General features: G+C 66.4%; 24 protein-coding genes. 8 read left to right on the top strand and 16 right to left on the bottom strand.

From position 1 onward, the window contains the following. Positions 1 to 5: 5 nt before the first annotated feature. The 10 genes from purF to rpsF all read right to left on the bottom strand — a co-directional run bounded on the left by purF (position 6) and on the right by rpsF (position 11,068). Complete coding sequence (gene purF, locus ACN2C7_RS12205) at positions 6 to 1,505, bottom strand: amidophosphoribosyltransferase (protein WP_419317246.1); 1,500 nt, start codon at positions 1,503 to 1,505, stop codon at positions 6 to 8. Further along, the gene (locus tag ACN2C7_RS12200) at positions 1,502 to 2,119 is read right to left on the bottom strand and encodes a CvpA family protein (RefSeq protein ID WP_419317245.1); all 618 of its coding nucleotides are present in this window, start codon (positions 2,117 to 2,119) and stop codon (positions 1,502 to 1,504) included. Before ACN2C7_RS12200 ends, purF begins: the two co-directional genes overlap by 4 nt. Continuing rightward, positions 2,116 to 3,498: a DNA repair protein RadA gene (gene radA, locus ACN2C7_RS12195; RefSeq protein WP_419317244.1), complete on the bottom strand. Its 1,383-nt coding sequence runs from the start codon at positions 3,496 to 3,498 to the stop codon at positions 2,116 to 2,118. Before radA ends, ACN2C7_RS12200 begins: the two co-directional genes overlap by 4 nt. 71 nt (positions 3,499 to 3,569) lie before the next feature. Further along, positions 3,570 to 4,652, bottom strand: coding sequence for an alanine racemase (gene alr / locus ACN2C7_RS12190; protein ID WP_419317243.1), 1,083 nt, complete (start codon positions 4,650 to 4,652; stop codon positions 3,570 to 3,572). A gap of 63 nt (positions 4,653 to 4,715) precedes the next feature. Then, positions 4,716 to 5,405 (bottom strand): MarC family protein, encoded by a 690-nt coding sequence (locus tag ACN2C7_RS12185; RefSeq protein WP_419317242.1) that lies wholly within the window; start codon positions 5,403 to 5,405, stop codon positions 4,716 to 4,718. A 71-nt stretch (positions 5,406 to 5,476) separates the two neighbouring features. Next, positions 5,477 to 6,991: a replicative DNA helicase gene (locus tag ACN2C7_RS12180; protein WP_419317241.1), complete on the bottom strand. Its 1,515-nt coding sequence runs from the start codon at positions 6,989 to 6,991 to the stop codon at positions 5,477 to 5,479. A gap of 171 nt (positions 6,992 to 7,162) precedes the next feature. Continuing rightward, positions 7,163 to 9,592 carry a TonB-dependent receptor plug domain-containing protein gene (locus tag ACN2C7_RS12175; protein ID WP_419317240.1) on the bottom strand — a complete coding sequence of 810 codons (2,430 nt, stop codon included), beginning with the start codon at positions 9,590 to 9,592 and terminating at the stop codon, positions 7,163 to 7,165. Positions 9,593 to 9,789: 197 nt separating this feature from the next. After that, positions 9,790 to 10,374, bottom strand: coding sequence for a 50S ribosomal protein L9 (gene rplI / locus ACN2C7_RS12170; RefSeq protein ID WP_419255181.1), 585 nt, complete (start codon positions 10,372 to 10,374; stop codon positions 9,790 to 9,792). 13 nt (positions 10,375 to 10,387) lie between these two features. Further along, entirely contained in the window at positions 10,388 to 10,666 is a 279-nt protein-coding gene (rpsR, locus tag ACN2C7_RS12165) for a 30S ribosomal protein S18 (RefSeq protein WP_419255182.1), read from the bottom strand. 15 nt (positions 10,667 to 10,681) lie between these two features. Beyond that, the gene (gene rpsF, locus ACN2C7_RS12160) at positions 10,682 to 11,068 is read right to left on the bottom strand and encodes a 30S ribosomal protein S6 (RefSeq protein WP_035048307.1); all 387 of its coding nucleotides are present in this window, start codon (positions 11,066 to 11,068) and stop codon (positions 10,682 to 10,684) included. Positions 11,069 to 11,345: 277 nt separating this feature from the next. On the opposite strand from rpsF, the gene ACN2C7_RS12155 reads away from it, so the two are divergent. Continuing rightward, positions 11,346 to 12,011, top strand: coding sequence for a hypothetical protein (locus ACN2C7_RS12155; RefSeq protein WP_419317239.1), 666 nt, complete (start codon positions 11,346 to 11,348; stop codon positions 12,009 to 12,011). Here the strand turns inward: ACN2C7_RS12155 and ACN2C7_RS12150 are convergent. The 3 genes from ACN2C7_RS12150 to ACN2C7_RS12140 all read right to left on the bottom strand — a co-directional run bounded on the left by ACN2C7_RS12150 (position 11,986) and on the right by ACN2C7_RS12140 (position 14,587). After that, positions 11,986 to 12,786, bottom strand: coding sequence for a sterol desaturase family protein (locus tag ACN2C7_RS12150; protein WP_419317238.1), 801 nt, complete (start codon positions 12,784 to 12,786; stop codon positions 11,986 to 11,988). The genes ACN2C7_RS12155 and ACN2C7_RS12150 overlap by 26 nt on opposite strands. Before the next feature lie 71 nt (positions 12,787 to 12,857). Then, positions 12,858 to 13,985, bottom strand: coding sequence for a helix-turn-helix domain-containing protein (locus ACN2C7_RS12145; protein WP_419317237.1), 1,128 nt, complete (start codon positions 13,983 to 13,985; stop codon positions 12,858 to 12,860). A gap of 68 nt (positions 13,986 to 14,053) precedes the next feature. Continuing rightward, complete coding sequence (locus ACN2C7_RS12140; RefSeq protein ID WP_419317236.1) at positions 14,054 to 14,587, bottom strand: peroxiredoxin; 534 nt, start codon at positions 14,585 to 14,587, stop codon at positions 14,054 to 14,056. 174 nt (positions 14,588 to 14,761) lie between these two features. On the opposite strand from ACN2C7_RS12140, the gene fabD reads away from it, so the two are divergent. The 7 genes from fabD (at position 14,762) to gmk (ending at position 20,994) form a co-directional block, all read left to right on the top strand. Beyond that, positions 14,762 to 15,706 (top strand): ACP S-malonyltransferase, encoded by a 945-nt coding sequence (fabD, locus tag ACN2C7_RS12135; RefSeq protein WP_419317235.1) that lies wholly within the window; start codon positions 14,762 to 14,764, stop codon positions 15,704 to 15,706. Between the two features lie 126 nt (positions 15,707 to 15,832). Continuing rightward, positions 15,833 to 16,573 carry a 3-oxoacyl-[acyl-carrier-protein] reductase gene (gene fabG, locus ACN2C7_RS12130; RefSeq protein WP_419255189.1) on the top strand — a complete coding sequence of 247 codons (741 nt, stop codon included), beginning with the start codon at positions 15,833 to 15,835 and terminating at the stop codon, positions 16,571 to 16,573. 140 nt (positions 16,574 to 16,713) lie between these two features. Continuing rightward, positions 16,714 to 16,953, top strand: coding sequence for an acyl carrier protein (locus tag ACN2C7_RS12125; protein WP_007672577.1), 240 nt, complete (start codon positions 16,714 to 16,716; stop codon positions 16,951 to 16,953). Positions 16,954 to 17,123: 170 nt separating this feature from the next. After that, positions 17,124 to 18,404, top strand: coding sequence for a beta-ketoacyl-ACP synthase II (gene fabF / locus ACN2C7_RS12120; protein WP_419317234.1), 1,281 nt, complete (start codon positions 17,124 to 17,126; stop codon positions 18,402 to 18,404). Positions 18,405 to 18,475: 71 nt separating this feature from the next. Then, positions 18,476 to 19,477 (top strand): endolytic transglycosylase MltG, encoded by a 1,002-nt coding sequence (gene mltG, locus ACN2C7_RS12115; RefSeq protein ID WP_419321465.1) that lies wholly within the window; start codon positions 18,476 to 18,478, stop codon positions 19,475 to 19,477. 1 nt (position 19,478) lies between these two features. After that, the gene (locus tag ACN2C7_RS12110; RefSeq protein ID WP_419317233.1) at positions 19,479 to 20,360 is read left to right on the top strand and encodes a YicC/YloC family endoribonuclease; all 882 of its coding nucleotides are present in this window, start codon (positions 19,479 to 19,481) and stop codon (positions 20,358 to 20,360) included. Continuing rightward, positions 20,353 to 20,994, top strand: a complete 642-nt coding sequence (gene gmk, locus ACN2C7_RS12105; protein ID WP_419317232.1) for a guanylate kinase — start codon at positions 20,353 to 20,355, stop codon at positions 20,992 to 20,994. Before ACN2C7_RS12110 ends, gmk begins: the two co-directional genes overlap by 8 nt. Here gmk and rsmA read toward each other — a convergent pair. From rsmA to ACN2C7_RS12090, 3 genes are read right to left on the bottom strand one after another with little or no spacing between them, the layout of a single operon-like run. Then, entirely contained in the window at positions 20,991 to 21,812 is an 822-nt protein-coding gene (rsmA, locus tag ACN2C7_RS12100) for a 16S rRNA (adenine(1518)-N(6)/adenine(1519)-N(6))-dimethyltransferase RsmA (RefSeq protein ID WP_419317231.1), read from the bottom strand. The two genes, gmk and rsmA, sit on opposite strands and share 4 nt — an antisense overlap. 22 nt (positions 21,813 to 21,834) lie before the next feature. After that, positions 21,835 to 22,836, bottom strand: coding sequence for a 4-hydroxythreonine-4-phosphate dehydrogenase PdxA (pdxA, locus tag ACN2C7_RS12095; protein ID WP_419317230.1), 1,002 nt, complete (start codon positions 22,834 to 22,836; stop codon positions 21,835 to 21,837). Then, a complete protein-coding gene (locus ACN2C7_RS12090) occupies positions 22,833 to 24,071 on the bottom strand; it encodes a peptidylprolyl isomerase (RefSeq protein WP_419317229.1) in 1,239 nt (412 codons plus the stop codon). Before ACN2C7_RS12090 ends, pdxA begins: the two co-directional genes overlap by 4 nt. Between the last annotated feature and the right edge of the window lie 177 nt (positions 24,072 to 24,248).

The raw sequence follows: 24,248 nt of genomic DNA, 5'->3' as shown, positions 1-24,248 counted from the left end.
GAGGCTTACGCACTGAGCAGCGAAAGCTGCTTGTCGTTGGCCTCGTTGCGACCCTCGGCGACTTCGCGGTCGGTCAAGCGCGTAGGATAGTCGCCGGTGAAATAGTGGTCGGTAAACTGCGGTGTCACCGGATCGCGCGGGCCGGCTTCCAGCGCCTGGTACAGGCCGTCGACCGACAGGAAGCCCAGGCTGTCGACTTCCAGAAACCGCGCCATCTCTTCCAGCGACTTGTTGGCCGCCAGCAGTTGTTCGCGCTCGGGCATGTCGATGCCGTAGAAGTCTGGCCACTTGATCGGCGGGCTGGCCGAGCGGAGGTGGACTTCCGTGGCGCCGGCTTCGCGGACCATGCGAACGATCTTTAGCGAGGTGGTGCCGCGCACGATCGAGTCGTCGATCAGGATGACGCGCTTGCCTTCCAGCACAGCACGGTTGGGGCTGTGCTTCATGCGAACGCCCAGTTCGCGAACGCCTTGGGTCGGCTGGATGAAAGTGCGGCCCACATAGTGGTTGCGGATGATGCCCAGATCGAACGGCAGGCCACTTTCCTGCGCATAGCCGATGGCGGCCGGAACGCCGCTGTCCGGGACGGGGACCACGACATCGGCCTCGACGCCCGTCTCGATCGCCAGCCGCTGGCCCATGCGCTTGCGCACGTCGTAGACCGAACGGCCGTTCACCACGCTGTCAGGGCGGGCGAAATAGACATACTCGAACACGCAGGGGCGCGCGGCCAGGGTGCTGAAGGGCTTGAGGGATTTCACGCCGGTTTCGGAGATGACCACCATCTCGCCGTGCTCGATGTCGCGTACGAAACGGGCGCCGATCATGTCCAGGGCGCAGGTCTCGGAGGCCAGGACCGGCTGGCCGTCCAGGTCGCCCAACACCAGCGGGCGGATGCCCAGCGGATCGCGGACGCCGATCATCTTCTTGTTGGTGATGGCCACCAGGGCGTAACCGCCCTCGATCTGGCCGACGGCGTCGATGAAGCGGTCGACGATGCGGGCCTTCCGCGAGCGGGCGATCAGGTGAAGGATCACCTCGCTGTCGCTGGTGGACTGGAAGATCGCGCCTTCCTGGACCAGGCGCTCGCGCAGGCTGAGGAAGTTGGTCAGATTGCCGTTGTGGGCGATGGCTACGCCGCCGGTTTCCAGATCGGCGAACATCGGCTGGACGTTGCGGATGCCGCTGCCGCCGGCGGTAGAATAGCGGGTGTGGCCGATGGCCATTCCGCCGGGCAGGCGCTGAACCAGGTCGTTACCGGTAAAGGCGTCACCGACATGGCCCATATGGCGTTCGGTATGAAAGCGCTGGCCGTCGAAGGCGGCGATGCCGCAGGCTTCCTGACCGCGGTGCTGCAGAGCGTGCAGGCCCAAGGCGGTGATGGCGGCGGCGTCGCGGACACCGTAGACGCCGAACACGCCGCACTCGAGGCGCAGGGTGTCGTCTTCGGGGTCACGCCACGGGGCGGAGGAGTACCGATCGGTCGACTGGCCGATAAAGCTCATCGCGATTTCTCCACCAGATCGTCGAGGTCCTGACGCTGGTTCTGATCATAGTCTGTTTCGCCGGATTTGCCGTCCGACGGATTGTCGCTGCTCCCCCGCACTGCGCCCTCGATGGCCGGGCCCAGCTTGCCCGCCAGTTCGCCACCCTTGGGGGCGAACACTTTCAGCACCTTGGCGCTGGCGGCGGACAGGGGATAGAAGATCGAGCGCTCGACCCAGGCCGGCACGCGGTCCGCCGGTGTGGCCATGTGGAACAGCATGTTGAAGACGCCCAGGATCACCAGGGCGCGCATCAGGCCAAAGCCGGCGCCGACCACGCGGTCCAGCAGGCCCAGAGAGCTTTCATGCAGGCCGGCGGTCAGCTGTCCGCCGATGAAGCGCAGGATCACGAACGCGACCACGAAGACCAGCAGCAGGGCGCAGGCCGTGGCCGCCCAGTCGGGGTCCATGAGGTCGCGAAAGATCGGACCGCTCATGCGCAGGCCAAACAGGGCGATGGCGGCGGCGAAAATGAACGACAGGGCCGAGGTCAGCTCGCGCGACGCGCCGCGCGCAAAGCCGATCGAACTGGAGGTGATCAGCAGCAGGCCGGCGATGATGTCGAAAGGAGTCACGTCAGCTGGCCCCAGATCTCGTCGCCGATGCGGCGCACGGCGTCGGCGAGCCGCGCGACCCCCGCCACTGGCAAGGAGCCACCGCCTTCAGGCAGGCCGGAAAGCGATGATAGCGCCCGGCCAAACCCCAGTTTTGCGGCTTCCTTCAAACGTGTCTCCATCCGGCTGACCGGCCGCACCTCGCCCGACAGGCTGACTTCGCCGAACACGACGCAGTCCTGGGGCAGGGCGATATCGAGGGCTGAAGAGGCCAGGGCCGCCGCCGCCGCGAGATCCGCCGCCGGCTCTGTAATGCGCAGGCCGCCAGCGACGTTCAGATAGACGTCCTTGTCGCCAAAACCAAGGCCGCACCGCGATTCAAGTACGGCGAGCACCATGGCGAGGCGCCCTGAGTCCCAGCCCACGACGGCCCGACGCGGCGTTCCGTAGGCGGAGGGCGACACCAGGGCCTGGAATTCCACCAGGACGGGCCGCGAACCCTCGATACCGGCGAAGACCGCTGCGCCGGCGGCGCGCTCGCCGCCCTCGTTGAGGAACAGGGCCGAGGGGTTCTTGACCTCGCGCAGGCCGACATCACCCATCTCGAAGACGCCGATCTCGTCGGTGGCCCCGAAGCGGTTCTTGGCGCCGCGCAGAATGCGGAACGGGTAGCCGCGCTCGCCCTCGAACGAGAGCACGGCGTCGACCAGGTGCTCGACCACGCGCGGACCGGCGATCTGGCCATCCTTGGTGACGTGGCCGACCATCAGGATCGCCACGCCCTTCTTCTTGGCCAGGCGCACCAGTTCCTGGGCGCAGGCGCGGACCTGGGTGACCGTGCCGGGACCCGCCTCGTGGGCGTCGCTCCACATGGTCTGGATCGAGTCGATGACCACCAGGTCGAAATTGTCGCGTTTCAGGCCGTCGAGGATGTCGCGCAGGCTGCTCTCGGCCGCCAGTTTCACCGGCGCCTTCTCGAAGCCCATCCGTTGGGCGCGCCCGCGGATCTGCGCCACGGCCTCCTCACCGGAGATGTAGGCGCAGGACACGCCCTTCATTGAGGCCCGGGCCACCACCTCCAGCAACAGGGTAGATTTCCCCACGCCGGGGTCGCCGCCGATCAGGATGGCCGAACCGGGCACCACCCCGCCGCCACAGACGCGGTCGAACTCGTCGACCCCGGTGATGATGCGAGGCGGGGCGGGGGTGTCGCTTTCCAGATCGGTGAACTGCAGGCCGCGCGTGCGGGTGGCCTTGGTGACGGAAAGCGCGCCCGGCGCTCGCGCGCCAACTTCTTCGGCCAGGGTATTCCAGGATTGGCAGGCCGGGCATTGTCCCGACCACTTGGTCTGGACCGCGCCGCAAGACTGGCAGGCGTAGACGGCGCCGTCACGGGCCATGGAAGCTCCTGATTCTCGGATGGGAGGAGACTACAGGGTGACGGGGCCGTGCGCCAAAGGCGGACGTGGGTTTAGACGATCACCCGGTGGGCCCTGGGCGCGATCCTTGTCAGCAGCTCATAGGCCGTAGTGCCCGCCGCCGCCGCCGCGTCGTCAACGGGCAGGTCAGGGCCAATGATCTGCATCATCGCGCCGGGGCGGGCGGCGTCGCAGTCGGTGATGTCGACGGCGATCAGGTCCATGGAGACCCGGCCCAGCATCGGACGGCGTCGGCCGTCGAACCATACAGCGCCGTGGGGATGGGCCGAACGCGGCACGCCGTCGGCATAGCCGGCCCCCAGGATGGCGACGCGGGTGTTGTCGGTCGCCGTATAGGTCGCGCCATAGCCAATGCTTTCGCCGCGCGGCACGTTGCGTGTCTGGAGGATCGGGGCCTCCAGGGTGACCACGGCCTTGATCCGCGCGTCGGGGACATCGCGGGGGCCGCCGCCATAGAGGCTGACGCCGGGGCGGACCTGGTCGAAGCAGTAGGCGCCGCCCAGGAAGATGCCCGCCGAATTGGCCAGGCTGCGACGTGCGTTCGGGAACAGGGTCGTCGCTTCGTGGAAGCGCTCCAACTGCCTCACGTTCAGCGGATGATCCGGCGCGTTGGCGCAGGCCAGGTGGCTCATCACCTGGGTGATCTCGACATGCTTGAGCCGGTCCATGGCGCCCAGCAGGACGCGGACCTCTTCCAGGCGCAGGCCCAGACGGTTCATGCCGGTGTCGACATGCAGCGTTGCGGACAGCCGCCCGCCGCGCGCGTGGCTGTTCCAGGCCTCGATCTGCGGCAGGCTGTTAAGCGTCGGCGTCAGGCGCGCCGCCTCCATCGCGGCGGCCGAGCCCGGCGTGACGCCATCCAGAACGTGTATGGCCGCGTCGCGGTCGCCCAGGCTCTGGCGCAGGGCCAAGCCCTCGGAGAGGCGGGCGGTGTAGAAACTGCGCGCGCCTTCGTCCCACAGACGGTCAGCGACGATCGAAGCGCCGACACCGTAGCCGTCGGCCTTCACCGCCGGGGCGACCTCCGCGCCGCAGGCGGCGTCTCGCAGGGCGCGATAATTGGCGGCCAGAGCCTCGAGGTCGATCGTCAGGCGGCTGTCGGAAGGATCGGTCACGAGGGCTCGGCAATCAGGGAAGCGGCGCGTCAGGGCGTAGCGGAGCCGGCCGGGCTTTTCCAGCTAGAACGCGCCGGGATGGCTCGCCAGGAACACCGAGACCAGGTTCTCGAAGCCAGAGGCGGTGATCTGCACCCCGATGCACAGCAGCAGGAACGCCACCAGCCGCGACAGCACCCGGGCGCCGGACTGGCCCAGCAGACGCGTGACGCGGCCCGAGGCGCGATAGAGCAACCAGACCAGGATCGCCACCCCCGCTGCCGCCAGTCCCGCGCCCAGGAAGAAGGCCACGGCGCTGCCCTGGGTGGGGCGCTGCGAGGATAGGGCGATCGCCACCGAGATCGAGCCGGGCCCTGTCGTGAACGGCATGGTCATGGGGAAGAAGGCGATGTCTTCCTGACGCTTGGCCGGTTCGGTGTCGCTGGTCTTGCGGTCTTCATGCTCCTGCGGATCCATCAGCAGGCCCCAGGCGCGGATCGCCACTACTAGGCCGCCGGCCACCCGCAGGGCGCCCAGGCTGACGCCGAAGAAGTTGAGGATATAGCCACCCAGCAGCAGCGACCCCAGCAGCACCAGGAAGGAATAGAAGCCGATGCTGCGGGCCAGCTTGCGACGCTCGTCCTGACCCCGACCGCCCATCGCCTGGTCGAAAATCAACGAGGCCCCGACCGGATTGACGATCGAGAACAGGGCCGGAAAGGCCAGCAGGAAGGCGCCGATCAGGCTGGAGACGGGCAGGGGGCTGAAATCCACGGGCGACTCGTCGATCCGGAGGGCGGGCGGATGACCCTCGCCCGATGCGGCGTCTCAGGTCAAACCAGCGCCTACTCGTCCGACGGAATATTCCGCGCCTGGGCGAAATAGTGATCGCGGGCCAGATTGCCAAAGCGGGTGGTGTCGCTGTTGAACGACAGGCGCACGGTGCCGATGGGGCCGTGACGCTGCTTGGCGATGATCACCTCGGCCAGGCCTTGCAGGCGGTCCATGTCTTCCTGCCAGGTCAGGTGCTCGGGCGTGCCTTCGCGCGGTTCGGCCCGGCCGACATAGTAGCTTTCGCGATAGACGAACCAGACCATGTCGGCATCCTGCTCGATCGAGCCGGATTCGCGAAGGTCGGACAACTGGGGCCGCTTGTCCTCGCGCTGCTCGACCTGACGCGACAGCTGCGACAGGGCGATCACCGGACAGCCCAGTTCCTTGGCCAGGGATTTGAGGCCCATGGTGATCTGGCTGACTTCCTGAACGCGGTTGGCGTTGGAGCCAAGGTCCGAGCCCGTGACCAGCTGCAGATAGTCGACAACCACCAGGTCCAGGCCAACCTGACGCTTCAGGCGCCGCGCCCGGGCTGTCAGCTTGGCGATCGAGATACCACCGGTGGCGTCGATATAGAGGGGCGCTTCCTGCAGCTCCATGGCCGCATCGCGGACCCGGCCAAACTCCGAGGCGTCGATCTCGCCCTTGCGGAGGCGGTCGCCTGAAACGCCCGAGGCGTCGGCCAGCATACGCAGAGCGAGCTGTTCGGCGCTCATTTCCAGCGAGTAGAAGGCCACGACGCCGCCCTGGACGGTCTTCTTGGTGCCGTCCGGCTGGATCTCGTAGGCGTACTTGCGGGCAATATTGAAGGCGATGTTGGTGGCCAGGGCGGTCTTGCCCATCGACGGGCGACCGGCCAGCACGATCAGGTCGGAGGGGTGCAGCCCGCCGACCTTCTGATCGAGGTCGGTCAGCTCGGTGGCGACGCCCGACATGCCGCCATCGCGGCTGTAGGCTTCAGCCGTCATCTCGACGGCGCCGCGCAGGGCGTCGCCGAAGGTGACGAAACCGGACGAGGCCGTGCCGCTTTCGGCCAGGGTATAGAGCTGCTGTTCCGCTGACTCGATCTGGTCGCGGGCCGGGCGGATCTCGTCGCCGCCGCCGTGGGCGGCGGTCGATATCTCTCCGCCGATGCGGATCAGGTCACGGCGAAGGGCCAAGTCGAACACGGCTCGGGCATAGTCGCCGACATTGGCGGCCGGCGGCGCGCGGTCGACCAGATCTGCCAGGTAGCGCAGGCCACCCAGTTCCTCGAACGCCGGGTCCTTCTTGAATTCGTCGGCCAGCAGGATCGGCTCGGCCAGCTGGCCCTTGCGGATATGGGTCTCGATCGACTGGAACAGCCGCTGATGGAAGGGCTCATAAAAGTGGCGGCCGTTCAGGGCGTCGGTCAGCCGCTCATAGGCCGCGTTGTCGTACAGCAGCACGCCCAGCAGCGCCTGCTCGGCTTCCAGGTTGTGAGGCGCGACGGCGATGGTGATGTCCGCGTGGGGCGGACGAAGGTCGAGAGCGGGGACGAGAGACATCGTCGCAGGTTAACGCGCGGGCCTTTTTCGTGCGCGCGTCGTGTGGACGCACGGACAAGATGAACGGGGATGTTTTGTGTATGTTCCAGGCCCGCTCAGAGCAAGAAACCCGCCTAAGAAAAAGGCGCGGAGATCGCTCTCCGCGCCTTTCCAGGATGACCGATGGTCAGCCTACCAGTTGATGCTCAGGCGGGTGTAGAGGAACCGCCCGTTGAAGCCGAACGGCGAGAAGGATGTGAAAGCGGTGGCGTTGGTCGTGTTGACCGTCACCGGCGTGCGGTTGGGGTATTCGTCGAACATGTTGTTGGCCCCGACCGCCAGAGTGACGTGCTCGGTGAAGCCGTAACGCGCCTCAAGATCGACGACCGCCTTGTCGCCCGTCCTCACATCGAAGGCTCCCGTAGCGTCGTTGTTGGGCGACAGGACCGAGCCATAGAAGGTGGTCTTCAGGCTGGCGCCCCATTTGTCCTTGGCCCAGTCGCCGGCCAGGGTGACCTTGGACTTGGGGGTGCCTTCCTCAAACGTCAGGACGTTGGCGCGGGCAAACAGGGTCGGCGGCACCGGCAGGGACGACAGGGCATTGGTCGTCGGGATCCTGGTGACGTCGGTTTCATTGAAGTTCGCGGCCGCTGTCAGATCGAAAACGCCGCCTTCGTCAGCATCCAGCCGGTAGCGCGCGACCACGTCGATGCCCTGGGTCTCGGTTTCGACGCCGTTGATGAAGAAGCGGGCGGCCGTAACATTGAAGGGCCGCAGCAGGTTGTTGATCGTCTGCTGCGTCGGGGTCCCGGTGGCCGAGCCCTGGATGTTCTCCGACAGCACGATGCGGTTGTCGATATTGATCCGGTAGGCGTCGACCGTCACTTCGAACGGGCCTTTGTGGAAGACTAGGCCGAGCGAGTAGTTGGTCGATTTCTCGGCTTCCAGCGGCTTGGCGCCCAGCACCTTGGCCACGGCGCTGGTGGCCGGGAAAGTGCCGACCTCGACCGGGGTCGAGACGCCGTTGATGATGATGAAGTTGGTCGAGGTGGTGGTGAAGAACTGCTGCTGCAGGGCCGGGGCCCGGAAGCCCGTCGAGGCCGCGCCGCGAACAGCAAGACCATCGGCCAGTTCAAAGCGCGCGGCCAGCTTGCCCGTAGTGGTCGCGCCGAAGTCGGAATAGTCCTCGTAGCGAAGAGCAGCCGAAGCGGTGAAGCGCTCGGTCAGACGCGATTCCAGGTCGAGATAGACGCCCACATTGTTGCGGTCCTTGGACAGCACGTTGGACGGTTGGAAGCCGGGGAAGCCCTGCGCGCCGGCTGCCGACGAGGTGAGCGGTCCGCGATTGTAGGACGTCGGCTCGCCAGCCCGGATCGAATAGCCCTCCCAGCGCGCTTCGGCGCCGAAGGCGACGTTCAGCGGCTCATAGGCGCCGATGTCTACGCCGCGTGAGACGTCCAGGCCGACGACGGTCTGGTCGTAGCTCATGCCACCGGAGTTGAAGCTGGTCTGGCTGGCGGCGCCATAGGAGGCGTTGGCCGAGCTTTCGGTGCGGTAGTCGATCTTGTTCTTGCCGTAGGCGACATTGAGGTCGAGCTTGAAGCCGCCGAGTTCGCCACGCAGGCCTGCGGCGGCCGTGGTGTCGGTGATGTCGCTGGCGATGAGCGGCAGGAAGCCGTTGGGATAGATTGAAGCGACCGGAACCTGGCGGGCGTCGCCGACAATGCGCGGGAACGCGGCGCTGGCGCCCTCGCGCGCCTGGTAGCCGGCCCATCCATAGGCGTCCCATGTCTCGCTGACCGGTAGGCCAGCGTTGAAATAGATCGTCTTGTCGGTGACTTCAGCGTCGCCATAGCGGGAGGTGACCCGGGCGGGAGTGACGCGAACGTCGATGTCGCCGCGGCTGGTCGGGTTGCGGTCCCGATACTCGGCCGAAATGGTCAGGAAGCCTTCCGGACCCAGGGGCAGGCCCTGCCAGGCCTGTAAGGTCACCGTCTGGCCGTCTTTTTCGTCGCGACCATCTGTATTGCGCGCGGTCTTCACCTCGGTGTCGTACCGGCCGTAGGTGGCGATCGCGCCGCCGCCGCTGCGGGCTTCGCGAAGACGCAGGTTGATTACGCCGGCGATGGCGTCGGATCCGTACTGGGCCGAGGCTCCATCGCGCAGCACCTCGACGCGGTTGAGCGCGATGGTCGGGATGGCGTTCAGGTCAACCGCAGCCGAGCCGCGACCGATCGAGCCGTTGACGTTGACCAGCGCGGTGGCGTGGCGGCGCGTGCCGTTGACGAGTACCAGAGTCTGGTCAGGCGACAGTCCGCGCAGAGTGGCGGGACGGATGTGGTCGGTGCCGTCGGTAATGGCGGGCCGCGGGAAGTTGATGGACGGCGCCAGGGTCGACAGCGACTGGGCCAACTCTGTCGTGCCGGTGCGGGTCAGGGCCTTTTCGCTGACGATGTCGACGGGGGCGATGGTGTCGAGTCGCGTGCGGCCGGCCGTGCGGGTGCCGGTGACCACCACCTGCTCGAGATTGGCGGCGTCTTCGGTCGCCGTGGACTGGGCTTGGGCGGAACCGGCGATCGCAGCGACAGACGCTGCGGTGAACAGCAGGGTTCTAAAGCTCATGTGTATTCCCCTCATGGTTTCCCCGGGGGCCGATTTGATGATCGGTCTGTCCGGGCACGGAGGCTTGTCGCCTCGCGAGAAGAACATGGGCGCACAAACGGGCGCCTACAAGTTGAACATTTCTTGGTTGCCACGCAGAAAAAAACGGCGCGGATTGCTCCGCGCCGTTTCTCGATAGATCACCGATCCGAGAAGGATCAGGACTCGTAGTGGTCGCCTTCGAACGAACCGGCGCCACCGGCGGCCATGTCCGAGGCCGCTTCGGCGTCAGCCGCGCGGTCTTCTTCGAATTGAGCGGCGACGACATCTTCACCGCGCGACTGGCGCTCGGCTTCGTCGGCGCTGCGCGCGATGTTGAGGGTGATCGTAACGGTCACCTCGGCGTGCAGCTTCACCTTCACTTCATGGACGCCCAGATTCTTGATGGGCTTGTCCAGGACGATCATCGAGCGATCGACCTTGCCGCCTTCAGCCTTGATGGCGTCGGCGACGTCGCGACCCGCGACCGAACCGTACAACTGGCCACTTTCGCCAGCCTGACGGATCATCACGTATTGCGTGCCGTCGAGGGTCTCGCCGACAGCGCCGGCGGCTTCGCGGTTCTTGACGTTGCGCACTTCGATTTCAGCACGCTGAACTTCGAAGGACTTCATGTTGGCGGCGTTGGCGCGAAGGGCCTTGTGGCGCGGCAGCAGGAAGTTACGGGCAAAGCCGTCCTTCACGGTGACAACCTCGCCGAGGACGCCAGTGCCTTCAACGCGTTCGAGCAGAATGACTTTCATCGTGGTGTCTCCCTTACTTCACGACGTAGGGGAGCAGAGCCAGGAAGCGGGCGCGCTTGATGGCCTTGGCCAGTTCGCGTTGCTTCTTGGCCGACACCGCGGTGATGCGCGACGGCACGATCTTGCCGCGCTCGGAAACGTAGCGCTGCAGGAGCTTGACGTCCTTGTAGTCGATCTTCGGGGCGTTGGCGCCGGAGAACGGGCACACCTTGCGGCGGCGGAAGAACGGGCGGCGGGCGCCGCCAGCGGCGGGCGCGCCAGCGCCGGCTTCGGGAGCAGTGGTATCGGTCATGATCTCTCTTCTCCCTTACGCGGCCGCGAATTCGTCGCGCGGACGGTCCGAACGCTCGGGGCGCTCGCTGCGTTCGCGGTCACGACGGGCCAGAACCGGCGACAGTTCCAGGTCCAGCTCTTCCACGCGGATGGTCATGAAGCGCAGAACGTCTTCATTGATCAGCAGCTGGCGCTCGACTTCCTTGACCGCCGGCGCCGGAGCGTCGATGGCGAGCAGGGAATAGTGGCCCTTGCGGTTCTTCTTGATGCGATAGGTGAGGTTACGCAGGCCCCAGTATTCGATCTTGGCGATGTGACCGCCGCCTTCTTCGATCAGGGCTTTGATTTGCTCGTTCAGAGCTTCGGCCTGTTGCGGCGAGATATCCTGCCGCGCGATGACCACGTGTTCGTAGAACGCCATGTTTTCCTTCTTCCGGTTTGGACAGCGGCGCGGTCGGCGGCGGAAGTCCGACGACCACGATGGTTCCAGAGCGCCGAGCGGGAAATCCCGTACCCGTGAGGGCTGCGCCAAAGACCGCCATCCGTGAGAACGCGCGCTACTACAGGAGAAGGCGGGGAGAAGCAAGATTGCTTTGCTCCGCCGCATTTTTCGACATTCGCGAGGCCGTGGCGAAACCTGCGGGCCAAGCGGCCAGCTTCACCTTGCCGCAAGGATAGCTTGTGCTAGGAAGCAGAGCATGAAGTCTAGCGCTGTCATCAGCGCCCTCGGGGCCTTTGCGCTGTCGGCGAGTCTCGCCGCTCCAGCCGCGGCCCAGGCGATTCAGAAGCCTGACCTGTCGGTTTCGGCGAATGACGGCCGCTTCACCGGCTATTCGGCCGCCCTGCCGCTGGATCTTTCCACCGACACCGAGAGCGCCAGATTCACCGCCAGGGTCGCGGGCACGCTGGAAAGCCCGACCTATGACCTGGATCTGAACCTAAGCCAGAAGCCCGACGAGGCGCGGACCGGCAAGCGCTCCCTGGCCCTCGGCGCCTCGTGGAACGACCGCGAGGCCAGGCTGCGCTCCTCGATGTCGAAGATGTTTGGTTTCGGCGTCCTGCCGCGCGCCAACTATGTCAGCGTCTCGATGGACATGAACGCCAGCCAGGTCATCGCCGTCCCGGGCCAGATCCCGGTGGCGCGGGCCAATGTGCGCTCGGCCCTTACCCTGGACGGCAAGCCGATCGGGTCCATCGCCGTCGGCGGCGGCTCGATGGGCGACGAGGGCGTCGATCTCAGCTTCACCCGTCCGTTCGACATCCCCGCCGAGTTCACCGTCAGCCTGCGGGCCGCCGCCACCCACGAGGAGTGGCGGGTCCAGGACAGCCGCTTCATGATCAAGCTGGTGAAGGCGAGCTGGTAACCCGCCGCTGTTTCGCGGTCACGGCGGCGAACCTCGTCAGATAGTCCGGGTGCTCGGTGCCCATCCAGCGATCCCACCAGGTGAAATAGAGCCCGTAGTTGTAGCCTGCCTGCGCGTGGTGAAGGTCATGGTGCGTCACGCTGGTCAGCCAGGGCAGCAGCGGGCGGCCGTCCTTGCGGGCCGGGAACAGCTCGTAGCCGCTGTGGCCGATGGTGTTGCGGGCGATCTGGTGCAGCACAAACAGCCCGATGACTGGCCACTGGGTCGGGACGATCAGCATCCACAGCGGCACGAACAGCGCGGCGATCACGGCCTCGCCCAGATCGAAGCTGTAGGCGGTGAAGGGCGAGGGGTTGTTCGAGCGGTGATGCCGCCGGTGGAAGACGCGAAACAGCCGCCGGTCATGGATCAGGCGATGGGTCCAGTAGAACCAGGCGTCGTGGCCGATGATCATCAGGACCAGACTGGCCCAGAACCAGATCGGCCCCAGTTCGCGCGCGATGAAAGGGCCCTGCATCAGGCCGGCGCGGAACAGTCCGAAGGTCAGCAGCCCCATCGTCGAGAAGATCATGATCGAGCGGATCGAGATCAGGAACTCAAGGACAAGCTGGCGGGCTGGCGGCCGCGTATCGCGGATCTTGCGTCCGGCCAGGGTGCGGGCCAGCACGACCCAAAGGATCAGCCAGACGCCGACCGAAAACAGGACGTAGCGGGTGACATCGGCCTGCATGGCGATCAGCCAGTTGTGGGCGAAGGGGAGTAGGGCATCGAGCATTGGTGGCTCCTTGGGGGATGAACTTAGCCAGGGAGCCTGTTGCGGAGCGACAGGTCGCGCCGTTCTCGAAATCAGGCGCGTTTGTCGGCTTTCGATGCGGCTTGCGCGGTTTCGACCAGTCGCAGATGCGGCAGGGCTGGCGTCGCCTCTTGACGCCAGGCGGTAGGTGGAACGCCGACGACGGCCCGGAACGCACGGTTGAAGGGGCCCAGAGAGCCAAAGCCCAGCTCATAGGCGATGGTCGAGACCGACTTCAGGGCCTGTTCCGGATCGGCGAGCGCGACCTTGGCCGCCTCGATCCGCCGGCCGTTGACATAGTCGGCGAAATTGCGATGGCCCAGCACGCCGTTGATCAGCTTGCGCAGGCGATGCTCAGGCGCACCGACCAGAGCGGCCAGGGCGCCGATCGACAGGTCCTCGCCGCGCCAGACTTCGTTCTCGGTCATGGCCTTTTCCAGGCGCGTCAGAACAAGCCGGTCGGCGGGCGTCAGATCAAGCGCTTCAGCAGGCTTGGGCGTGGGCGCGGCGTCGGATGCCACGGCCGCCTGCACGAGCATGGGCTCGGCGCGCAACAGCGCCAGGGCTGACCCTATCCCGAGGGCGGCGAGAGACAGGGCCTGAACCAGGCTGGGCAGCACCGGCCCGTGTCCGAAGCTGAAATCACAGAGGTTCTGGATAAACATGTAGCCGGTTGCAGCGGCGGCGAGAGGCGCACGAAGACGACGGCGACGCTCAACCAGATCGATGCGCCAGCCCCGCCAGGCTGTCAGCAGGATGTGACAATGGATGCCCACCGAGAAGGCGGCGAACAGCCACCATGCGGCTGCGCGCGCGGGAGACGTAGGCAAAAGCGCGCCAGCCGCCCAAAGGGCTAGGACGGCCCCGGGGACGGAGAAGCGCCAGAGCGGGATCGACGGTTCATCCTCGAAAAGCACCGAGCAAAACAGCCAGAAGACGCCGGCCGCCGACGCTGACAGGGCCCAGGTCACAAGGTCGTAGTGCCGGCTTAGGGTGTAGTAGAAATGGCCGTCGACGACGTGGGCAATGGCGCAGGCCATCATCAGAACACCGACCCAGCGGGTCGGGGTCATTTTCCGGCTAGCGCCGAGGGCGACGGCTGTCGCGGCAAAGGCGCCGACGGCGATGCCCCGGACCCCGATTTCGAGGGCGGCGAACGGAATTTGGGCGGGATCGGTCATGCCCGATCCTTTTCTGCAGGTCTCGCGGCTTGCAAGCCGCGAGACTGGTCGGAATTGAAAAGGCCTTGCTACTTCTTGGCCTTGTAGGCCTTCACCGCGTCCATGGTCTTGGTGACATGGCCGACGAAGTTGCCGTCGGTATAGGCCATCAGGATCTTGCCGTCGGGCGCGATGACGTACGAGGTGCGGTTGGACCAGCCGCCCGGCATCGGCAACGATACGTCATAGGCCTTGATCAGTCCGTCCGGCGCGGCGGCCACGGCGAACTTGTCGCGGCAGTGCTCCTTGGAGAAGGCCTTGATCTTGTCGACATTGCCGGCGGTCACGCCGATCACCGTCGCGCCCATCTTTTCGAAGTCGGGTGTCGCTTCCGCGAACTCATGCGCCTCGGCGGTGCAGCCGGCGGTATAGGCGGCCGGGAAGAAGTAGAGCACCACCGGGCCCTTCTTCAGGGCCTTGGACAGGGTGAAGCTGTAGTCGGCGCCGGCCAGGGCGGCCGAGGCGGTGAAGTCGGGGGCCTTGTCGCCCGGCTTCAGGGCGGCCAGAGCGGGCGTGGCGGAGAGCACTGCAATGGCCGCGAGGCCGGCGGTCAGGCGGTTCATTGAAAACTCCATCGATGGTTCATCGCCCGAGCTACGGTGCAGGGGGCAATTTGGACGCCTGACGATGGAATACAAGCCATGGTCGCCGGAGCCGCGCACTTGCCGGACAGGGGCCTTTCCCCTAACCCTCCGGCCCCAATACGGTATTGAATCTCTAGAACGGAGCGGGCTTCCATGAGCATCGCCTTCATTTTCCCCGGTCAGGGCAGCCAGTCGGTCGGCATGGGCGCCGATCTCGCCCAGGCCTTCGCCGCAGCCCGAGAAGTCTTCCAGGAAGTTGACGACGCCCTGGGCCAGAAGCTTTTCGCCCTGATGAAGGAAGGTCCGGAGAGCGACCTGACCCTTACCGAGAACGCCCAGCCCGCCCTGATGGCGGTCAGTCTGGCCGTGTCTCGCGTTCTGGAAAAGGAATTCGGGATCGGTATCGACCGCGCCGCCTTCGTCGCCGGTCATAGCCTGGGCGAGTATTCGGCCCTGGCCGCCGCCGGCGCGATCACCCTGTCCGACACCGCGCGTCTGCTGAAGCTGCGCGGTCAGGCCATGCAGCGCGCCGTGCCGGTGGGTGAAGGCGCCATGGCCTCGCTGATCGGGCCAAAGACCGACCTGGCGCTCGCGGAAGCCGCCGCCGCTGCGGGTTCGGAAGTCGGCGTCTGCGTCGTGGCCAATGACAACAACAACGGCAACGTGGTGATTTCGGGCGACAAGGCCGCAGTCGACAGGGCCATCGAGAAGGCCAAGGAACTGGGCGCCCGCGCCATTCCGCTGAACGTCTCGGCCCCCTTTCACTGCCCGCTGATGCGGCCTGCAGCCGATGAGATGGCCGAGGCTCTGGCCACGACCACCATTGTTTCGCCCCGTGCGCCTCTGGTGGCCAACATCACCGCCGGTCCCGTGCACGACCCCGACGTCATTCGCGGACTGCTGATTGAACAGGTCACTGGCCGCGTCCGTTGGCGCGAGAGCATGATCTGGCTGGCGGGAGAGGGTGGCGTCACGCGCTTCGCCGAAGCGGGCGCCGGCAAGGTTCTGTCGGGCATGGCCAAGCGCATCGCTCCGGACGCCGAAGCCACGCCACTCAACAGCCCGGCCGACATCGAAGCCTTCGCCAAGTCGCTATAGCGACTGTCATCCCGGGCATGCGCGAAGCGCGCAGACCCGGGGCCGCAACAAATGCCGGCGTGTCCGGCAGTCCCGGATCTGAGCTACGCTTCGCCTGGGATGACAGACAAGATTGGGAGAAATCCAATGTTCGATCTCACCGGCAAGACCGCCCTTGTCACCGGCGCCACGGGCGGCATCGGCGGGGCTATCGCCAAGGCCCTGCATGCCCAAGGCGCCCATGTCGTGCTCTCGGGCACCCGCGAATCAGCTCTGACCGAGCTGAAGGCGCAACTGGGCGAACGCGCTTCATTCGTGGTGGCCAATCTATCGGATGCGCAGGCCGTGGACGGTCTGGTCGCCAAGGCCGAGGAAGCCGCCGGCGCGCCGCTGGATATCGTCATCGCCAATGCCGGCATCACCCGCGACGGCCTTATCGTGCGGATGAAGGACGAGGACTGGGACACCGTCATCAAGGTGAACCTGGAGGGCTACTTCCGCCTGGCTCGTGCAGCCGCCAAAGGGATGATGAAGCGCCGCTCGGGCCGCATCATCGGCATCACCTCGGTTGTGGGCGTGACCGGCAATGCCGGACAGACCAACTATGCGGCTTCAAAGGCCGGAATGATCGGGTTTTCCAAGGCCTTGGCCCAGGAACTGGCCAGCCGCAACGTCACGGTCAACTGTGTCGCGCCCGGCTTCATCGCCAGCCCGATGACCGACGCCCTGACCGACGCCCAGAAGGCCGGCATCCTGTCGGGCATCCCGGCGGGTCGCCTTGGCGAAGGCAGCGATATCGCCGCAGCCTGCGTTTACCTGGCCAGCGACCAGGGCGCCTATGTGACCGGTCAGACCTTGCACGTGAACGGCGGTATGGCCATGATCTAGCCCCGCCATGTTTCTTGACGGGGGACCCGCTGGTCACCCGAAAAGGAACGTGATAGGCGGAGGCCGACAATCCCCGTGAATGGAAAGGCCTTGGCCAAACCGTTGGCGGACAACAGATTCAAAACTGAGGGACTAACAGAATGTCCGACATTCTCGAGCGCGTGCGTAAGATCGTCATCGAGCACCTGGATGCCGATCCCGAGAAGGTCACGGAGAAGGCCAGCTTCATCGATGACCTGGGTGCCGACAGCCTCGACAACGTCGAGCTGGTGATGGCGTTCGAAGAAGAGTTCGACATCGAAATTCCGGACGACGCCGCCGAGCACATCCAGACGGTCGGCGACGCTGTGAAGTTCATCACGGAAAAGACGGGCGCCTAAGGGCGTCAGGTTCGCTTTTGAGGCGAACAGACTATCACCGCCGCGCAGCACGGGCTCTTGCCATCGTGCGCGCGGCGGTTTTCGTATGTGGCCGAGAGTCGCGGCCGGAGGGGGCGTCGGATTCGTCCGCAAGTCCCATATGTACGCGGTACGAAGGTTGGGAGTGATCCATGCGTAGAGTTGTTGTCACCGGTCTTGGCCTGCTGACCCCGTTGGGGCATGGCGTCGAGGTGTCCTGGAAGAACATCCTTGCTGGCAAGTCCGGCGCAAACCGGATCTCGGCCTTCGATCCGACTGACTACGCCTGCAAGGTCGCCTGTGAGGTTCCGCGCGTCGATGGACGCGGTGGCGGCGGGCCTGACGTGGAAGGCGCGTTCAATCCCGACCTGACCATGAGCCCGCGCGACCAGAAGCGGGTCGACAATTTCATTCTCTACGGCGTCGCCGCCGCCGACGAAGCCGTGAAGGATTCGGGTTGGGTCCCGGAAACCGAGGAAGACAAATACCGCACGGGCGTGATCATGGGCTCGGGCATCGGGGGGCTGTCCACGATCGCCGAGACCGCCATTGAGCTCGAGGCCAGGGGCCCGCGCAAGGTCAGCCCGTTCTTCATTTCTTCGGCCCTGATCAATCTGATCTCGGGCCAGGTCTCGATCCGCTACGGCTTCAAGGGCCCCAACCACTCGGTAGTCACGGCCTGCGCCACGGGCGCCCACGCCATCGGCGACGCCGCCCGCCTGATCAAGTACGGCGACGCCGACGTGATGGTGGCCGGCGGCGCCGAAGCCGCCGTCTGCAAGGTCGGCATCGCCGGCTTCATCGCCTGCCGCGCCGTCTCGACCGACTTCAACGACACTCCGGAGAAGGCCTCGCGTCCCTATGACCAGGACCGCGACGGCTTCGTGATGGGCGAGGGCGCCGGCGCCTTGGTCCTGGAAGAGTACGAGCACGCCAAGGCGCGCGGCGCCAAGATCTATGCCGAGGTCGTCGGCTATGGCCTGTCGGGCGACGCCTATCACATCACCGCCCCGTCCGAGGACGGCGACGGCGGCTTCCGGGCCCTGTCGGCGGCCGTGAAGGACGCTGGCCTGCAGCCTTCGGACATTGATTACGTCAACGCCCACGGCACCTCGACCATGGCCGACGGCATCGAGGCCAAGGCCGTCGAGCGCTTCCTGGGCGATCACGCCAAGAACGTGGTGATGTCGTCGACCAAGTCGATGACCGGCCACCTGCTGGGCGCGGCCGGCGCCATCGAGGGCATCTTCTCGATCCTGGCGATCCGCGACCAGATCGCGCCGCCGACCATCAATCTCGACAACCCCAATGTCGACGTCGCCATGAACCTGGCGCCCAACAAGGCCGTGCCGATGAAGATCGACGTCGCCGTCTCCAACAGCTTTGGCTTCGGCGGCACCAACGCCTCCGTCGTGTTCCGTAAAATCTCGTGAGCCGCAAAGCCGCTCCGCCCCGCAAAGCCCGCAAACGCGAGTCGGCGTCGATCGGACGCCGCCTGACCGCGATGATCTTCGCCGCTGGCGCCACCCTGGTCGTCATCGGCATGGTCTTCGTGTTCGGCGCGATCTGGCTCTATCAGGGCCCCGGGCCGGCGGCCAAGAGCGGTGACGTCACCTCGGTGGTTTTGCGCCGGGGCGCCAGCGTGCCCGAGATCGCGTCCAGTCTTGAGAGCGGCGGCGTGATCCGCTCCTCGTCGATCTTCATGACGGCCGCCCAGATCACCGGCGCGGCGCGCTCGCTGAAGGCCGGCGAATACGAGTTCAAGAGCCGGGCCTCGATGGCGCAGGTTCTGGAAGCGATCCGCAAGGGCAGGGTGGTCCGCCACTTCGTGACCATCCCCGAGGGCGTGACCTCGGACATGGCTGTCGACATCCTGATGCGCTCGCCGGTCCTGACCGGTGTCGCGCCGACCCCGCCGGAAGGCGCGGTTCTGCCCGAGACCTATCAGGTCGAGCGCGGCGAGGATCGCTCCGCTGTCCTGCAGCGGATGATGGACGACCGCGACCAGCTTCTGGACGAGCTGTGGCCGCAACGTCAGAAGGGCCTGCCGTTCTCGACCAAGGACGAGGCCATGACCCTGGCCTCGATTGTCGAGAAGGAAACGGGCATCGCCTCGGAACGTCCGCGGGTGGCGGCCGTGTTCGTCAACCGGCTGCGCACGGGCATGCGTCTGGGCAGCGACCCGACCATCATCTACGGCCTTACCCGCGGCCGGCCGCTGGGACGCGGCATCCTGCTGTCGGAACTGCAGCGCCAGACGCCCTACAACACCTATCTGATCGATGGTCTGCCGCCGACGCCGATCGCCAACCCCGGCCGCGCCGCCATTGCCGCCGTGCTGGATCCGCCCAAGACCGACGAGCTCTATTTTGTCGCCGACGGCACCGGTGGCCATGTCTTCGCGCGCACCCTTGAAGAGCACAACGCCAACGTCGTCAAATGGCGTCAGGTCGAGCGACGCCGCGCGGCCAAAAAGGCCGCCGCCACGCCCCTGAGCGGGGGTTGAGGTGGCGCTGTCGGGCATGACCGGCTTCGCGCGCGTTGAAGGCGCGCACGGGGCCTGGTCCTGGGCCGTGGAGGCCCGCAGCGTCAACGGCCGCAATCTCGAGACCCGGTTTCGCGGTCCGCCCGGCTTCGACAGCCTGGACCGCGCGGCCCGCGACGGCGCCCAGGCGCGCTTCCAGCGCGGCCAGCTGACGGTCAACGTCCAGGGCAAGCGCGCCGAGGCCGTGGGCCAGACCCAGGTCAGCGTCGAGACCCTGGAGCGCTATCTGAAGGCCGGCGGACCCTATGTGGCCACCGGCATGGTCACCAAGCCCTCCCTGGATGGTCTGCTAGCCCTGCGTGGCGTCATCGAGGTGCGCGAGGAAGACGACGACGCCGAGACCCGCGCCGCCGTCGAGGCCGCCATGGCCGCCTCCATCGCCCAGGCCCTGGACGCCCTGAAGATCGCGCGACTGGAGGAGGGGATCGCCCTGACCCCTGTGCTCAATGGCCAGGTCGATACGATCGAGCGTCTGACGACGGACGCCGGCGTCGAGGCTGCCGGTCAGCCCGCGGTGCTGAAGGACCGCTTCGCACGGCGCCTGACCGAACTGCTGGGCGAGGCCGCCACCGAAGAGCGCATCGTCCAGGAAGCCGCCGCCATGGCCGTGAAGGCCGATGTGCGCGAGGAACTCGATCGCCTGGCCGGCCACGTCGTCGCCGCCCGCACCCTGCTGACCGGCGAAGCCGCCGCCGGCCGCCGCCTGGATTTCCTGTCCCAGGAGTTCATGCGCGAAGCCAACACACTGTGCTCGAAATCTGCGCTCAGCGCCCTGACCGCGATCGGTCTGGAGCTTAAGGCCACCATCGAGCAGTTCCGCGAACAGGTTCAGAACGTTGAATAAGCCCCATCACAAGACCCGCGGCCTTCTGCTGATGGTCGTCGCGCCCTCGGGCGTCGGCAAGACCTCGCTGACCCGCCGCCTGGTGGCCGATCACGGCGACCTGCATCTGTCGATCAGCGCCACCACCCGCCAGCCGCGTCCGGGCGAGCATGACGGCCGAGACTATCACTTCGTCAGCCACGACAAGTTCCAGGAGATGATCGCGGCGGACGCGTTTCTGGAATGGGCCGAGGTCTATGGCAATTTCTACGGCAGCCCCAAGCCGCCGATCATGGAAGCGCTGGATCGCGGCGAGAGCGCGCTGTTCGACATCGACTTCCAGGGCGCGATGAAGGTGCACAAGCAGGCCGGCCCAGACAGCGTTCTGGTCTACATCCTGCCGCCGTCCCTGGCCGAGATGAGCCGGCGTCTGCACGCTCGCAGCCAGGACAGCGAAGAGGTCATCCACCGTCGCCTGGCCCGCGCCAAGGACGAGGTCGCCGCCTGGGAGCAGTTCGACTACGTCATCCTCAACGACGACTTCGATCGCGCCTATTCCGACCTCGCCCACATCTATCACGCTGAACGCCAGAAGCGGGCGCGCAACCCGTGGATCGGTGATCTGGTTCAGGATCTGCTGAAGGAAGAGATCTAGGCCAGCGTCGCCCGCGCCAGCGCCAGGAAGCCTTCGATAGGCACATTCTCGGCGCGGATGTCGGGACTGATACCAGCCTTCTCGCAGAGTTCGCCGCCGCCCAGCGCCTTGAGGCTGGAGCGGAGCATCTTGCGCCTTTGACCGAAGGCGGCTGCGGTCACGCGTTCCAGCGCGGCCAGTTCCGCTGGCGGCGGGATCACCGCGCGGGGAATCAGGCGGATCACCGCCGAATTGACCTTGGGCGGCGGCGTGAAGGCGCGGGCGGGCAGGTCCATGATCACCTTGGCCTCGCAGACCGTCTGGGAGATCACGGCCAGGCGGCCATAGGCGTCGTCATTGACCTGTGCGGCAATACGCTCGGCGACTTCCTTTTGGAACATCAAGGTCATCGACAATGGCAGGAACGGGCCTGTCAGCCAGTTGATCAGCAGCTGGGTGCCGACATTGTAGGGCAGGTTGGCGACCACGTGCGCGGGGACGCCGCCGACTGCCTTTGCCGCATCCACCTTGAGCGCATCGCCCTGCACGACTTCCAGCCGCTTGTCAGCGGCTTCGGAGAGCTCGGCCAGGATCGGCATGAAGCGCGTGTCCATCTCGATGGCCACCACCCGGGCTCCCGTCTCAAGGAGGGCGCGGGTCAGGCCGCCGGGGCCGGGGCCGACCTCGACCACCACGTCATCGGGACCGATGCCCGCCAGCCGCGCGATCTTGCGGGTGATGTTGAGGTCCAGCAGGAAGTGCTGACCAAAGCTCTTGCGGGCCAGAAGGTCGTGACGCTCCAGGGCGTCGCGCAGCGGCGGCATATCGGCCAGGCTCATGGTCGTTTCGTCTCGAAAGGGTTCAGGCCGCGCGGCGGGCGGCGATCTGGGCCGCCAGCCGGATAGCGGCAATCAGGCTATCGGCTCGGGCCAGGCCGCGTCCAGCAATGTCGAAGCCGGTGCCGTGGTCGGGCGAGGTGCGGACGATCGGCAGGCCCAGGGTGACGTTCACGCCGCCCCAGAAGTCGAGCATCTTGACCGGGATCAGGGCTTGGTCGTGATACATGCACAGCACCGCGTCGTAGCGGGCGCGCGCCTCGGCGTGGAACAGGGTGTCGGCGGGGGCTGGCCCCATGACCTCGACGCCCAGGTCGCGCAGAACGCGGGCTGCGGGTTCGATGATCTCGATCTCCTCGCGGCCCAGGGCGCCGCCTTCGCCGGCGTGGGGGTTGAGGGCGGCAAGGGCCAGGCGCGGCCGGGCGACGCCGAAGTCGCGCTTGAGGGCCTGACTGGTGACCATGCCGGCCGTGACGATGGCCTCGACTGATAGGGCGGCCGAGACGTCGTTCAGCGCCTTGTGGATCGTCACCAGGGTGGCGCGGAGGTTGCCGGCGGTCAGCATCATCACCGGACCCCTTACGCCCTCGTGAGGCGCCCCGGCGGTCAGTTCGGCCAGGAACTCTGTATGGCCCGGAAAGGCGAAACCGGCGTCGTAGAGCGGCGCCTTGGCGATCGGGGCTGTGACCAGTCCCGAGACCGCCCCGGAAAGGGCGAGGCCTGCGCCCGTCTCGATGCAGCGGATAATCTGGGCGGCATGGGTGCTGGACGGCTGGCCGGCGATCACCGGGCTCAGCAGCGGCGTGTCGAGCACGGGCAGGGCTGTGGGAAAGACATCCAGCGCTTCGGACGGACCGGTGACGGTTTTGACCTTCACGCCCGAGCCGGCCGAGGCCAGAAGTCGAGCATCGCCCACGACCATGAAGGGCGGCCCCTCCCATCGGAGCGCCGCCCAGGCCTTGGCGATGATCTCGGCCCCGATGCCGGCGGGATCGCCGGCGCTCAGGGCCAGGGGTGTGGTCTTCACCGGGTTTCTATGGTCGCCGAGTTGCGGAGGTCGCGCAGGTAACGCTTGGAGATCAGGGCCAGTTGCTGGCCGCGCAGGCGGTTCTCGATCTGGTCGTGCGACGGCGCGCCGCCGCCCGACTGACGTTTGCCGCAGACGGCGATCAGGTGAAGGCCGGCGTCCGTGCGGATCGGATCCGAAACCTGCCCAATTTCCAGGGCCGTGGCGGCTGCCTGGAAGGCGGGAGCCAGGTCGGTGATTTCGGCTTCGCCAAGATCACCGGCGACTAGGCCGTCCACCTTGCCGGCGGCGGCTTCAAGGGTCGAGCAGCTGGTGATCTGCGGCTTCAGGGCCAGCAGGGCGGTGTTGGCGGCTTCGATCTGCTGGGCTGTGGCGTCGGCGGCCAGCGGATAGGCGACCTGCTTGAGGTCGACCAGAGCGGTCTTGGCGCCCGCGCGCTTGTCACGCAGGTAGATGATGTAGACGCCGTCCCTGACCGGGATCGGTCGCGAAAGCTGTCCGGGGCGCAGCTCTTCCAGCGCGGTGTCGACCTCGGGAGGCATTTCTCCGGGGCCTACCCAGCCGGCGTCGCCGCCATTGGCCGCCGTGGCGGCTGACGAGAACTGACGGGCGACGGAAGGGAAGGGTGCGCCTTGCTGCATTTGGGCGACCAGTTGGGTCGCGCCGTTGATGGCCGTTTCCATGCCGCCGACGCGGGCGGCGTCGATGAACACTTCACTGACCTGGTACTGGGGCTTGCTGGCCGATTCGGCCGCGCGGCGCTGGAAGGCCTTGATCTGGTCTTCGCCGACCCGCAGGCGCGAGCCATATCGACCGCTGATCCAGTTCTGCCAGCTGCTGTCGATGCGGATTTGCGAGCGGAAGGTCTCGGCGCCGACGCCCTGCGCGGCCAACTGGGCCAGCAGCTGTGCGCCGGTCATGTTGGCGTTGTTGCCCTTGGCGATGTCGTCGATCTGCTCGTCGACTTCCTTGTCGGTCGAGATGATCGTGATCTTCTGGGCCTTCTCGACCCGGCGCAGTTCCTGCAGCTGGACATGCTCGTCGATCAGCGAGCGAAGGGCTTCCTGCTCAAGCTGGGGAAGGTTTTCCTCGGTCGGCTGCACGCCCGAGCTGACCATCAGCAGGCGCATACGCTGCATAAGATCATAGCTGGAAACGATGTCGTCATTGACCACAGCCGCGACGCTTTCCGACAGGCCCCGCGGGGGCGCCGCCACGGGGGGCGGAGCGGCCAAGACGGACGCTGCGTCTTGAGCGAAGGCAGGCGCGCCAAAGCTCGCCATGGACAGGGCGATAATGGACGCGGCTCCAGCCGCGGCAAGGGTCTTCACGCTACGCGCAGGCCGCATGGGTAGTGTCGTTCCTCTAGGCGCGACGTGCCGATCACGCGCGCAAAAATCACGCGCACCGGG

The organism is Caulobacter sp. ErkDOM-E (assembly GCF_048541895.1).
In the GTDB taxonomy this organism is placed as follows: Bacteria; Pseudomonadota; Alphaproteobacteria; order Caulobacterales; family Caulobacteraceae; genus Caulobacter.
Note: the sequence above shows the minus strand (reverse complement) of the source record. Positions and strands in the feature narration are given on the sequence as shown.